This window comes from Sphingobacterium sp. KH_072 (genome assembly GCF_057837975.1).
Genome location: NZ_CM174457.1, coordinates 3,493,221 through 3,505,709 on the forward strand (window position 1 = coordinate 3,493,221; position 12,489 = coordinate 3,505,709).

The following is a 12,489-nucleotide window of genomic DNA, read 5'->3' on the forward strand; positions in this document are numbered from 1 at the left end:
TAAGCACAATTCAAAGTAAAGGGGCTTCAACAATGTTGAAGCCCCTTTACTTTGAATTAACGAAATGCTATTGCACAAAAGATTAAATAGATGCCAAAGCCGCTTTGTAGTTAGGCTCTTCCGTTACTTCTGCGACGTGCTCTGTGTATTTAACTTTTCCGTCTGGACTGATCACTACCACAGCACGGCTCAGTAAACCTTCTAACGGACCATCAGAAAACTTCACTCCGTATGCCTCTGAGAAGCTGGCGTCTTTATATTCCGACAAGGACAACACTTGCTCCAATCCCTCTGCAGCACAAAAGCGACCTTGTGCAAATGGCAAATCTTTAGAGATACAGAGTACCACTGTATCTTGTAACTCAGAAAGCTCTTGATTGAATCTTCTCACAGAAGCTGCACAAGTACCTGTATCTACACTAGGAAATATATTCAATACGACATGTTTGCCGCTGAAGTCTGCCAAAGTTTTTTGTGACAAATCACTTCCTGTTAAAGAAAAATCAGGAGCACTGTCTCCCACCTTAGGTAATGTCCCCTGTGTGTGTACTTCGTTGCCTTTAAATGTTATTGTAGCCATAAATCGTTTTTTTAATGACAGCAAGATAGGAAATTATCAAGAGCTAAGCGAAACATTATCACATCTTGTCGGTTATCTATTTAAATTTATCAGAAATAAATTATAGTTTTCTCAGATTTAAATACTATGTTAGCATATTAAATCTAAAGATATTTACCTAACCTAGTTAGGCAATTCTAACCAAGTATAAATACAAGCGTATGAAAAGATTATTATTCGGCCTTTTATTGGCATCACCCGTATTGGTGTTTGCGCAAGGAACTGTAGTCAATACCCAAAATCAAAAGATAGTTGGTATGGCTGGGGCAGGTAGCGCATTATTTATCGACGAGGCATCTATGGTGTATAGCCCTGGAGCCTTAGCTAAAATGAATCATAATGCGGTACAAGTTGGCGGTAATGCCATTATGTTTCGGTCGGCTTTCCAAGAAGTTGGATCGATGGATACGTACAGAACCCGATCACAAATTTCTCCCCCATTTGCTGCTTACGCCACTTATGCGCCAGATGGTGCATTTTGGAGAGCCGGTTTAGCCGTTTACACGCCATTTGGTGGCGGAGTAGATTGGGGAAATGATTGGCCAGGGCGCTATGAATTAAGTGATTTGTCACTTCGTGCTATTTTTATACAACCTACGGTTAGTTTCAAAATTACAGATCAATTCTCCGTAGGTGGTGGTTTTATCTACAATGTTGGAACAGTAGAACTAGGACGAGTCTTACCTGCTTTTAATGCAGATGGCAGTCCTTCTACCGCTCGATTAACTGGAACGGGAACAGGAACTGGATACACCTTAGGCGCGCACTATCACTTGGAAAATGAATTTGCTTTTTCCGTCACCTACCGATCTAAAGTAGTTACCTCATTGAATGATGGCGACGCAGAGTTTCGTGTTCCACAATCCATAGCAGGCAATTTCCCTAACACAAACTTTTCTGCTGAATTGCCCCTGCCATCTTCTTTGAGTGTAGGTATCGCCTTTCCTGTAGCAGAAAAGATCAAAATGGCGGTTGACGGATCTATTATCAACTATAATATCTATGAGCAATTGGCCTTCGATTACGAATCAGATCGGATTGCAAATACAGCCTCAGAAAAGAATTATCAAAAATCTTATACCGCTCGCGTTGGTGTAAATTATCAAGCGAAAGAGAAGCTGGCGCTTCGTGCCGGTGTGGGTTATATCCGCACACCAGTGCGCGAAAATTTCGTTAGTCCAGAAACGCCAGACAACAATCGATATGTCCTATCAGCTGGTGTGACGTACGATATTACCCCAAAATGGGAGTTGAACGCAGCGTACGCTTTCCAACACATCATACCGCGTACCACGACCAATACGGCTATCAATTTGCAGGGGCGATATGAGACATACATCCATGCGCCAGGTGTTTCAGTAAGCTATAAATGGTAAACCAAACTATTATGAAAAAGATCTTTAAAACATATATTGCTGCCCTTTCCGGCGTGTTTTTCATCGCTTCCTGTTCTCCAAGTTTGGATGAATTCGAAGTGCGGAATACGTCCACCGCAGACTTCAATAAATACATTGCTATTGGAAACTCGCTCACTGCAGGTTTTGCCGATGGCGGGCTGTATCTATCCGGACAGCAAGTCGCTTTCCCCAACTTGATCGCGGCGCAAATGCAATCTGTGGGTGGTGGTACCTTTACCTCTCCATTCTTCAACGCAAATCAAGCAAATGGCTCTGGCTATCTTCGTTTGGAATCGCTACCCCCTGGCTTGCCACCTGTAACTGCACCTGTAACTAACAATCTGGCGATTCGTGGACTCAACCCGGCAACGGGACTTCCATTATACACCAAATACGAAGGACCAGAAATCAATAACTATGGCGTACCGGGCATGCGTTTGGATTTGGCGTTTGTGGCACCATTTACAGGATTAAACTCTTATTTTGAGCGTTTGGTAGCAGATGCGGTAGTAGCAACTACAACCTACTTCGGATTTACAACAGATAGACAGCACACTTTTTTCTCCTTTTGGCTGGGAAACAATGACGTTTTAGGCTATGCTATGAATGGTGCTGTTGGCGATGGCCTTACGACACTTTTGACAGATGCAACTGTATTTACAACACGCTACAACACGTTTATAGATGCCTTGACTACAAACGATCGTAAGGGTATCGTAGCAACTATACCTGATGTAACGAGTATTCCGTTTTTTACGACGGTAACATATAACGCGCTATTGGCAGGTGTGCAGGCACAACAACCAACAATAGAAAACATTTTTATAACGACAAAAACGGGTGTTCGGCCCGCAACATCGGAAGATTTGTTTTTTCTAACGTTTCCTCGTGATGAAATACAAAAAACTGGGCTTGGTGTAGATCCGCGAAATCCAGTTCCCGATAATATGGTGCTCGATCGCGATGAAGTCCAGGAAGTAATAGCCCGCGTGCAGCAGTATAATAATGTGATCAGACAAGCGGCAGAAAGACGAGATCTAGCTTTAGTAGATGTCAATGCTTTTCTAAATCAGGTAAAAAGTGGTTTTATCTATAACGGTATCCCTTTGAGCTCTTCGTTTATTACCGGCAATGCCTTCTCCTTAGATGGTATTCACCTGACGCCGATCGGAAATGCCGTTATCGCCAACCTATTTATCGACGAGATCAATAGAAAATACAATGCGACGATTCCACGGGTAGATGTGACGCGCTATCCAGGCGTACTCTTGCCGAATCAAAACTAGTAAGCTGATTTGTCAGCAACTAGTTTAAAGTGACATTAAGCGTAAAGCGTTGATTTTCCAACAAATCAACGCTTTTTTACTATTTCGCTATTGTTTATATTTGTAATAAGATGAACGTAACCTTACAACGAGAAAATGACGCGATGCACTTTGCTGGAAGCAGTGCCTCTAGTGATGTGAAAGTACATATTGATGGTTCTCCCGATATTGGAGGCGAAGGCTTGGGCGTACGCCCCATGGAGTTGGTGCTACTTGCCTTGGGTTCTTGTAGTGTATTTGACCTATCGGTTATTTTGAAGAAACAACGTCAACAAATTGACGATATTCAAGTAGAAGTAGAAGGCAAACGCAGAGAAGAAATCCCGACCATCTTCACCAATATTCATATCTCGTTTGCATTAAAAGGAGAGATTGATCCATACAAGGCTGCTAAGGCTGCCGAATTGGCCGTCAAAAAGTATTGCTCTGTACACGATATGTTGGCCGCAGGCGGTGTGGATATCACCTACAGCATCAAGATCAATTAAGCTTATTGCTATGTATGTGCACCTTTTAGACATTGCCACAGCCTCTTGCCCTCGGCTTCGCAAAGACGCGCTTTCAATTGAGAGTAATCATCAATCATATCGTCCTCGCGAGGAGTTACGACGCGGCGATATACAGTAATCTAGTTTCGCTATGGTAGGATTGCTAAACCTGACGATATTCAATACGAAAAGAGCGACCCAAAATGGTTCGCTCTTTTCGTATTATAACCATTGCTATCCTTAGCAATTTAATTTTTATTCTCCGCGTTTACCTACTTTCCCTTCTCTGGAATGACCGCCCAAATCACATTGGCTGCATCATCAGCCACCAACATGTAATGCTTGGTAAATGCAATTCCAACAGGTCGGCCGTGGACTTCTTTTTTCTCTTTATTAGCTACAAAACCAATCAAGAAATCCTGCGTTTTCCCACTTGGCTTGCCATTTACAAACGGTACAAAGGCTACTTTATAGCCGACGAATTCCGAACGATTCCATGAGCCATGTTGACCGATAAATGCACCTGTCTCGAAACCGGGTGCTTTATTAAAAGTAAAACCCAGCGACGCAGTATGCGCACCAACGGCATAATCCGGTTTTAGAGATTTAGGTAAACCGGTAGGCATACGATCTTTCCATCTAGGATCAATCTGCATGCCCCAATAATAATATGGCCATCCATAAAACTTTTCGGCTTGTACCGAAGTGATATAATCAGGAACTAACTCATCACCCAACTCATCTCTTTCATTGACGGCCGTCCAAAGCATATTGGTTTCTGGCTCGACATCCATACCAACAGCATTGCGCAATCCAGATCCAAAAATACGCTCACCAGAACCATCTGGATTTACTTCTAAAATTACCGCACGGCGCACTTCATGCTCCATACCATTCTCCCCCACATTGCTTCCTGATCCTACGGAGATATAAATCTTATTTCCTGCTTTATTCGCGATGATATTACGTGTCCAATGATTATTGTAACCACCAGCAGGCAAGCTAACCAACTTTTCACCAGTAGTTGCATCCACTTTTCCATTCGCACTATTGTATGGGTAGCGCACAAGCACATCGGTATTGGCCACATAAAAGTGATTTCCTAGAATCAACATACCATAAGGCTGTGCTTGATCCTTAAGAAATACAGTTTTTTCATCCGCTACGCCATCTCCGTTGGCATCTTTAAAACGCAAAACTTCATTAGGACTGGGACTACGGAAGATATTTCTCGCATCTACCTTCTCCTCGTCTTCTCCTTCCTTTTGGGTGCGGGATTGCGCAACAAAGATATCACCATTTGGTGCGACGTAAATATTTCGGGGACTGTTTAGATTTTCAGCAAACTTGACCACTTTATAGCCTTTCGGCGCTTTGGGCATAGCGCCATCTTTCCAACCTACTATCGTAGCGTACTTATTGGTTGGCTCCGTCGCCATTGGATCTTGCAATGCGAGCGAATCACCATACTCACGCTCCACTGCAGTAGAATCATGGCCTTTATTTTCCTCTTTAGACCGATTGCTGGAGTTACAACTATAGAAAAATAGGGAGCAGAACATTCCGGAAAAAAGTGATGCTTTGATAAACTTATTCATAACTATTACTTGAGTGATAAGAATGCTGTTACAACAACATACCCCATGAATAGTTTACAGAAAGTCTAATCTTCGAAGATCACAGGATCTGGCGGTCGAATCTCCTTGCCGCCCTCTTTCTCGCCCTTATCTTCTTCTTCCTTGGTATCAGGAATCGTGTTGTCACGTTTACGATTCATCATATCCTCCACAGATAAAGGTCGGTCTTGAGGGCGCCAGATAAAACCGGGCAAAATCTCATTCTCTTGATTCACTAATTTTAGCGGAAATACTTGCTGGTTAGCTTTTAAAGTATGGTAGGTTAAAATCTTTTTGTCTTTGAAAACGATCTTGATCCGCGCGCCTCTATCATGAAACATATCCCGAATAATCCGTGTGGGCTCATCGACATTAAAAACAAGATTTTCAGCATTGCCATCAACAAACAGCCTCTCGATATAGTTTTTATCAAAAAACACGGTAATTTTTCGACCTTTCAACTGATTGTACTTGATGGAATCCAGCACCGCATTGACCATAAAAGCATTGTCTTTCAATAAGGCATTGTCTAACTTTCGATTGACCATTTGCATAAAAATCGTATCGGCAGATATCTGAGAGCCATCCGACCAGATCATGGGTTTGCCCATGAAACGAAACATGGAATCTTGCATGCCGTAGTACACCGAATCGGCCACGGCCTGTAAATCGGTTTTAAACATACGCACATTCTGATACGCTTTTACAATACGAGTTCGTACCGTGTCAGAGATCGCCTTCAAAGAATCTGGCGCAGCCAATGAATCTGGTCTCATGACCGTTCCCATTGCTACATCAATACGTTTACCCGCCTCATTTTCTAATGGAATCACCACCTGATTACGAAGCGTACTGTCTGCTTTTAGCGTATTAGCAATGGTGAGCGAATCCGTTTTTTTTGCTATATCTGGTGGTCGCCTGTCCGGTCGCGGCGGCAACTTTTTCTGAATCGTATCTATGGCCGTTGTTTTCAAATCGGCTATGTTTACACTATCTATCTCTGATGTCGTAGGTGCGTTAGGGAACTCATCCAATTCGCCAACTTCATCGCCCCCGATTAAATCATCTTCATCACCATAATCGACGTCCTCATCCGAGAGCAATTGCCCCCCATCTCGACTCAGCCCCAGATCCAGCGCGAGGTATTCTGCTCTAGGAATTGTTCTAGAAAATATCGTATCGGCCGTCATGTACACGGTGTCCACTGTGTTTTTAGGAGTAGAAGCAATGTGTACCGTATCCAAGAGCACATTATCTCTGGATAAGGAATCGGTCAACGCTTCCAGCTCTTGCTGTTCCACTGCTTCTCGCTGCTGCTGCTCTTCCAAAGCCCGATCACGTTGCCTACGCTCGCGACGCGTCAACTTTTCTTCTTCTGCTCCGGCATTCGTCAAACTATCAGTTGGCGCTTTCGAGGTCGTATCATTATCTACTACCATTTTCACCAGAGGCTTGTCGGCCATAGTAATTGATTCCTCTCCACCCCTATATTTTCCATACCCACCGTTAGCATAGAACTTCTCCAATGTATCCACGAAAACTACATTCCGAAATGCTTCTCCATCGCCAATGGAACGATCGTAATATAAGCTATCACCTTTGAGGAATTTTGAGCCTTCGGTATAAAGATTATTCAGGTTGAATTTGGCAATGCCCGTTCCAGTATTGTAAACCCCTCGTTCGGTGTATAAGTTCTCTCCTGCTCGCCCTTTAATATTGGTAGGCCCGAAAAAGAAATTATCGCGCGTGATCGAATTATACCGCATCGTATCCGTGTAAATGACCACATCGGGCGATCGCACGATCACTTTCTCTCTAAAATAAGAATCTTTGGTACGCTCGAAATAATAGGCATTACGTGAGGTGATGGTATCCGTTCCGCTAACGATTCGCCCGCCACCGGTATATGTACCGCGTTGATCTCGAAAACTGTAGGTCAAGTAATTTGTGGTCAATACCGATTTGTCATCCACGACACGTACATTATTGGTAATCACGGCATGCTGTGTAGCCGCTTCATAATGCAAACGATCGCCATAGATCACCGTACCTGATGGCTGCGTAATCACGACATTACCATACGCTTCGAAAAACTCCCTGCCTATCTCATCACGCCAAAAATCACCACTATCGGCCATCAAGGTGTTGCTCTTGTGCTCATATACGGGATTGTAATGGCGCATGACGCGTTGCTCGATAATCACACCACGTGTGGAAGAAACCAGACGCATAGCATCCGCCGGTCCTTGCTGCGCTTGTAAAGCCGCGAAGGACAACAGATAGATGAAAAGGGTAAATACTGGTTTCACAAGCGCAAAAATAGACATTTAATCCCCAAAAAAATGTTAAAAACGCATGCCGAAAGAGGGTTATAGACCATGACCGAGATTTTTAGCTAAAACTATCTGCCTTATTCCGCAAAAAATCGTTTGTAGCTCCTTAACTTTGAGTATGGAAATCAGGGAGAGGCTCACGCAATATATTCTTCGCGAAAAGTTATTTACGCCACAAGATCGACTCTTGTTGGGCGTGAGCGGCGGCAAAGATTCCATGTTGATGGCTTTCCTATTGTGGAAATTGGGCTACAATATCTCGATTGCACATTGCAATTTTAAACTGCGTGGCATCGAATCGGATCTGGATGAGCAGCTGGTTCGCCAATTCTCGGAAACACATGAAATTCCATTTTTTCACGTGGAGTTCGACACGGCACTTTACGCCGAAGAACAGCAGCTTTCTATACAAATGAGTGCCCGAGAACTGCGCTATAACTGGTTCGAGCAACTGCGGGAAGCACATGATTTCGAAGCCATTGCGATAGCGCATCATCAGCAGGATCATATCGAGACGGTTTTTATCAATCTGGCGCGCGGCACCGGTTTGCGCGGCTTGCGTGGCATTGTTGCCAAGCGAGATCGGATCGTTCGACCGATTTTGTGGATGTCCAACGAGGAGATTGTGCTAACCGTGGCACAGTATGAGATTCCCTATCGGGATGACCAAAGCAACTTTTCTAACAAGTATGTTCGCAACAAAGTAAGACTTGATATTCTACCGCAGTTTCGCACGTTGAACCCGCAATTCGATCAGGTGATGCTGGACAATATCGAGCGTTTTGCGGATAGCTACGCTTTACTCAAACGATTGACAGATCGTATGCGAGAGAAACTATTCATTGCGGCAGCAGAGCGTATTGAAATCGATAAAAATTCACTACGCGAACTGTTGAATGATCTTACATTGTTGTTTGAACTATTTAGACCGTATCATTTCGAAAAGAATGTATTAGCAGATCTGGCCAACACGGAACTCCGCCATATTGGATCTCGATTCGAGTCGGATAGCCACGTGATCGTGATAGATCGAACGCAGCTATTCCTGTATGGGAAGAATCAACTGCCGCTCGCAACGCATTACGTAGAGCAAAGTGATACGATGGTGAATATCGCAGGGCATACTTTATCGCTCTCCATTAGCACAGATACCACACGAGATGCCGCGCGAAATATGGCAAAAGTAGATCTCGAAAACTTGGTTTTTCCGCTAACCGTACGTAGCTGGATGCCCGGTGATCGTTTTATGCCATTAGGCATGAATTCTAGCAAAAAAATAAGTGATTTTTTTATTCAAAAAAAGATTCCATTACTTGAAAAGGAACAAGTACCCCTATTGCTAAATGGCAATGGAGAAATCATCTGGGTAGTAGGTTACCAAATAGATAATAGGTATAGAATAAGAGAAAACACAAAGAAAGTAGCTACCTTCGTGTATAGTTAACGAACGATATGGGAGAGCAGTTTGCATTTGAAGAAAAGCAGTATTTAGGTCGTGATATGACTTGGGTAAGCGTGCGTCTTATTCTCGCACTATTCTGTTTTGTGGCCTATTACCTCAATATAGACCACATTGTCTCCAGTCAATTGTTTTTCATTACGGGAGTAGGGATTCTATTTGTCTCGATCCTGATGTTGTATATGATTAGCTATCGCACCTTGGTGCAGGATCATAAATTGACGTTGAGCGGCTTGTGGACGACGAGCTTGGTCAAAATTGATCTGCGATCGATTACTACGGTGGAGGTGAAACGTTACAATACGTTTATGGTGAACAATCCAGTCTACAATCTACATAAAAATGGAAAAATTCGTTTTTATTCTGGTGGCAAATATGCAGTTTGGCTTACAGATCTGGACGGATTGATTTACGTTATCGGCTCACAACGTCCCAACGAATTGGCAACAGCGATCCTGACTGCCAAAAGCTAAATTTTGTTAAGTGATCCTGATCTGACATTTTCATCAGACTTTCTACAGGAGTTTTGTTAAATTTGAACAAAGCGATTTACCATGGAATTTTTAAAAGTCGTAGTTATTTTAGTTGCATGTTACTATGCATTTAAGCTGAGTGTTCGGTTTTTGCTCCCTTTTGCCATGAAAAAAATGGCCGAAAAGATCATGAAAAAAGCCCAACAAGGAAATTTTAATGGCCAGAGTGGACCTTTCCAATACCAAGGATTTGGACAGCAGCAAGATAACAGACAAGATCATAAGGGCACCGGAAAAGTTAAAGTAGCATACGTACCACCAAAAGAAAATGCGCGTAGTGGCCAAGCTACTGCCGGAGAATTCGTGGATTTTGAAGAAGTCAAATAAATAGCCGTACTTCGCATCTTATATGTGGCTAAAACAGCTTTCCTTATTACATTTCAAGAATTACACAGAATCCACGCTGGAATTTTCTCCTGCCACTAATGCTTTCACAGGGTTTAATGGTGCTGGCAAAACCAATTTGCTTGATGCGATTCATTACCTATCACTTTGCAAATCTTATTTCAACCCGATCGATTCCCAACATATCAAGAAGGGCGAAGATTGGTTTATGGTGCAAGGTCTTTTTGAAAAGACCGCCGATGCGTCAGATAGTATCTCGTGCAGCCTCAAGAAAAATCAGAAGAAACAGTTCCGAAAAAATAAGAAGGATTATCCCAGACTGGCAGATCATATCGGTCAATATCCACTGGTGATGATTACGCCTAATGATGTGGGCATCATTCTCGATGGCAGTGAAGAGCGTCGTAAATTTATTGACAACGTCATTTCACAGACCGACAATCGCTATTTGGATACGTTGATCCAGTATAACCGCATCATGCAACAGCGCAATCAATTGCTTAAAATGGCTGCGGTAAGTAGGCAGCTCGACCTAGGTTTACTGGAAGTGATGAATAGCCAATTGATCGAGGTCGGCGATCAAATATTTGTAAAACGCCAAACATTCATGCAGGAATTTGCTCCTTTTTTCAAGAAGCATTATGATTATATTTCGGATGAAGCTGAAATGGTAGAGCTCCACTACGAGTCACCACTACTGCACGATACTTTTGCTCGCTTACTAGTAATAAATCAAGATAGAGACCGCGCATTGGAGCGCACCAGTCAGGGTATTCATAAAGACGATCTGAACTTCAGTATTCACGAAGGCATGCCACTCAAAAAGTTTGGATCTCAAGGACAGCAAAAATCTTTTCTTATTGCTTTAAAGCTGGCGCAATATTCTTTTTTTAAAGAGAAGAAAGGATTCTCGCCCTTACTGCTACTTGACGACATCTTTGATAAGCTCGACGATAAGCGAACCAAAAAGATCATGCAAATGGTTTCTGATGATGCCTTTGGCCAGATATTCGTGACCGACACCAATGCCGATCGAATTAGTCAGATTTTTCAAGAAATCGGGAAGCCTATTCGTATCTTTGATATCAAAGAAGGTGCGGCAAATGAGAAAATATAGAGGCGAAGATATCCGACGAAGTGATGATATTTCCATCAAACAAGCGGTAGAAAAAATGCTAGAAGTTTATCGACTTCGGCAGAAGTTTGATGAAACCTCTATTGTAAATGCCTGGCCACAGATCATTGGCAGTGCCATTGCCAATAGAACGGAAAAGATCTACATACGTGACAAAAAATTATTTGTCTCGGTAGAATCTGCCGTCATCAAAAATGAATTGGCCATGATGCGCCGGCAAATATTAGGCCGCATCAATGAGCATGTGGGCTATGTGATGGTGGAGGAATTTGTAATCCTGTAATCCTGCCAATTTAATGTTATCTCGGTGAATCTTAAATATTATATCTCGGCTCTTACTGGTTTTGCCATCTGGGGTTTGTTTAGTCTAGTGCTCAAACCATTACAAGGTTATGCGGCGCTCGAAATTTTGCTGTTCCGTGTTTTATTTGCTTCGCTGTGCATATGGTTGGTCAATGTATTGTTCCGCCGCAAGCAAATCAAAGAATCTATACAAGAAATCAAGCAATTGAATAGTAGCGAAAAGCGCAAGATTTTTGCGAATTACATCGTCAGTGCGCTTATGCTCTCCCTCAATTGGTTCGTTTTTATTTTTGTAATGAATACCGTGAGCGTCAACGCTACCAGCTTAGCATACTTAATCTGTCCAATCTTGACGACAGCCTTAGCGGCAACATTCTTAGGCGAGCGCTTGAAAGTAGGACAATGGATGGCCGTTGGCATGAGTGCTTTCAGTTGCATATTACTATCCATGGGGCATTTTATCGATCTTTTTTACAGCTTGCTAATTGCATTGACCTATGCCATTTATCTGATCTTGCAAAAGAGCAATACACGGATTGATAAGCTTTTCTCTTTAGCGATCCATATTACGCTGAGCACCATCATCTTATTACCCCTATTTGGCGTAGTAGGTTTGGGAGGCAACAAGTCGGCATTATTTTACGAATTGGTTTTGCTGATTGCGGTGGTATTCACCATTATACCGCTTTTTCTAAATGCTTACGCGCTGAAAGGATTGAATTCTTCATTAGTAGGAATTCTGCTATACATCAACCCATTGCTAAGTTTCACATTGGCTATCACCTACTTTGGCGAACCGATCACGGGTCTACAAATGGTAGCTTATGGGATGATTGTACTAGCGGTAGCTTGGTTTAATATTCTATATTTCCAGAACGCCAAGAAAGTCGTTCCACCAGAAGAGGAGATGCCGATAATACCGCAGTAAAAGCTGAT

Annotated in this window: 12 protein-coding genes; 9 read left to right on the forward strand and 3 right to left on the reverse strand. The window is 42.8% G+C overall.

What is annotated here, in order from left to right; translation table 11 throughout:
- Positions 1-82 precede the first annotated feature (82 nt).
- Entirely contained in the window at positions 83-580 is a 498-nt protein-coding gene (gene tpx / locus AC3IRT_RS15540) for a thiol peroxidase (RefSeq protein WP_489394121.1), read from the reverse strand.
- A gap of 200 nt (positions 581-780) precedes the next feature.
- On the opposite strand from tpx, the gene AC3IRT_RS15545 reads away from it, so the two are divergent.
- The 3 genes from AC3IRT_RS15545 (at position 781) to AC3IRT_RS15555 (ending at position 3,829) form a co-directional block, all read left to right on the forward strand.
- Positions 781-1,995 carry an OmpP1/FadL family transporter gene (locus tag AC3IRT_RS15545; RefSeq protein WP_489394122.1) on the forward strand — a complete coding sequence of 405 codons (1,215 nt, stop codon included), beginning with the start codon at positions 781-783 and terminating at the stop codon, positions 1,993-1,995.
- 11 nt (positions 1,996-2,006) lie between these two features.
- Positions 2,007-3,302: an SGNH/GDSL hydrolase family protein gene (locus AC3IRT_RS15550; RefSeq protein ID WP_489394123.1), complete on the forward strand. Its 1,296-nt coding sequence runs from the start codon at positions 2,007-2,009 to the stop codon at positions 3,300-3,302.
- Between the two features lie 110 nt (positions 3,303-3,412).
- Complete coding sequence (locus AC3IRT_RS15555) at positions 3,413-3,829, forward strand: OsmC family protein (RefSeq protein WP_489394124.1); 417 nt, start codon at positions 3,413-3,415, stop codon at positions 3,827-3,829.
- Between the two features lie 272 nt (positions 3,830-4,101).
- Here the strand turns inward: AC3IRT_RS15555 and AC3IRT_RS15560 are convergent, their stop codons facing one another.
- A complete protein-coding gene (locus AC3IRT_RS15560; RefSeq protein WP_489394125.1) occupies positions 4,102-5,427 on the reverse strand; it encodes a PQQ-dependent sugar dehydrogenase in 1,326 nt (441 codons plus the stop codon).
- 65 nt (positions 5,428-5,492) lie between these two features.
- On the reverse strand, positions 5,493-7,754 hold the full coding sequence (locus tag AC3IRT_RS15565) for an OstA-like protein (protein ID WP_489394126.1): 2,262 nt from the start codon (positions 7,752-7,754) through the stop codon (positions 5,493-5,495).
- A 142-nt stretch (positions 7,755-7,896) separates the two neighbouring features.
- Between AC3IRT_RS15565 and tilS the strand changes: the two genes are divergently transcribed.
- The 6 genes from tilS to AC3IRT_RS15595 all read left to right on the forward strand — a co-directional run bounded on the left by tilS (position 7,897) and on the right by AC3IRT_RS15595 (position 12,481).
- Positions 7,897-9,222 carry a tRNA lysidine(34) synthetase TilS gene (gene tilS / locus AC3IRT_RS15570; protein ID WP_489394127.1) on the forward strand — a complete coding sequence of 442 codons (1,326 nt, stop codon included), beginning with the start codon at positions 7,897-7,899 and terminating at the stop codon, positions 9,220-9,222.
- Between the two features lie 8 nt (positions 9,223-9,230).
- Positions 9,231-9,710, forward strand: coding sequence for a hypothetical protein (locus AC3IRT_RS15575; RefSeq protein WP_489394128.1), 480 nt, complete (start codon positions 9,231-9,233; stop codon positions 9,708-9,710).
- Between the two features lie 81 nt (positions 9,711-9,791).
- Positions 9,792-10,097 (forward strand): DUF4834 family protein, encoded by a 306-nt coding sequence (locus tag AC3IRT_RS15580; RefSeq protein WP_489394129.1) that lies wholly within the window; start codon positions 9,792-9,794, stop codon positions 10,095-10,097.
- A 22-nt stretch (positions 10,098-10,119) separates the two neighbouring features.
- The gene (gene recF, locus AC3IRT_RS15585; protein WP_489394130.1) at positions 10,120-11,232 is read left to right on the forward strand and encodes a DNA replication/repair protein RecF; all 1,113 of its coding nucleotides are present in this window, start codon (positions 10,120-10,122) and stop codon (positions 11,230-11,232) included.
- A complete protein-coding gene (locus AC3IRT_RS15590) occupies positions 11,219-11,533 on the forward strand; it encodes a DciA family protein (protein WP_489394131.1) in 315 nt (104 codons plus the stop codon). The genes recF and AC3IRT_RS15590 overlap by 14 nt, the downstream gene beginning before the upstream one ends.
- A gap of 24 nt (positions 11,534-11,557) precedes the next feature.
- Positions 11,558-12,481, forward strand: coding sequence for an EamA family transporter (locus AC3IRT_RS15595; RefSeq protein WP_489394132.1), 924 nt, complete (start codon positions 11,558-11,560; stop codon positions 12,479-12,481).
- Positions 12,482-12,489: the final 8 nt, after the last annotated feature.

What these genes read in the sequence shown, in the direction of transcription:
- tpx (WP_489394121.1), bottom strand. Translation starts at nt 580, where the DNA reads ATGGCTACAATAACATTTAAAGGCAACGAAGTACACACACAGGGGACA.
- AC3IRT_RS15545 (WP_489394122.1), top strand. Translation starts at nt 781, where the DNA reads ATGAAAAGATTATTATTCGGCCTTTTATTGGCATCACCCGTATTGGTG.
- AC3IRT_RS15550 (WP_489394123.1), top strand. Translation starts at nt 2,007, where the DNA reads ATGAAAAAGATCTTTAAAACATATATTGCTGCCCTTTCCGGCGTGTTT.
- AC3IRT_RS15555 (WP_489394124.1), top strand. Translation starts at nt 3,413, where the DNA reads ATGAACGTAACCTTACAACGAGAAAATGACGCGATGCACTTTGCTGGA.
- AC3IRT_RS15560 (WP_489394125.1), bottom strand. Translation starts at nt 5,427, where the DNA reads ATGAATAAGTTTATCAAAGCATCACTTTTTTCCGGAATGTTCTGCTCC.
- tilS (WP_489394127.1), top strand. Translation starts at nt 7,897, where the DNA reads ATGGAAATCAGGGAGAGGCTCACGCAATATATTCTTCGCGAAAAGTTA.
- AC3IRT_RS15575 (WP_489394128.1), top strand. Translation starts at nt 9,231, where the DNA reads ATGGGAGAGCAGTTTGCATTTGAAGAAAAGCAGTATTTAGGTCGTGAT.
- AC3IRT_RS15580 (WP_489394129.1), top strand. Translation starts at nt 9,792, where the DNA reads ATGGAATTTTTAAAAGTCGTAGTTATTTTAGTTGCATGTTACTATGCA.
- recF (WP_489394130.1), top strand. Translation starts at nt 10,120, where the DNA reads ATGTGGCTAAAACAGCTTTCCTTATTACATTTCAAGAATTACACAGAA.
- AC3IRT_RS15590 (WP_489394131.1), top strand. Translation starts at nt 11,219, where the DNA reads ATGAGAAAATATAGAGGCGAAGATATCCGACGAAGTGATGATATTTCC.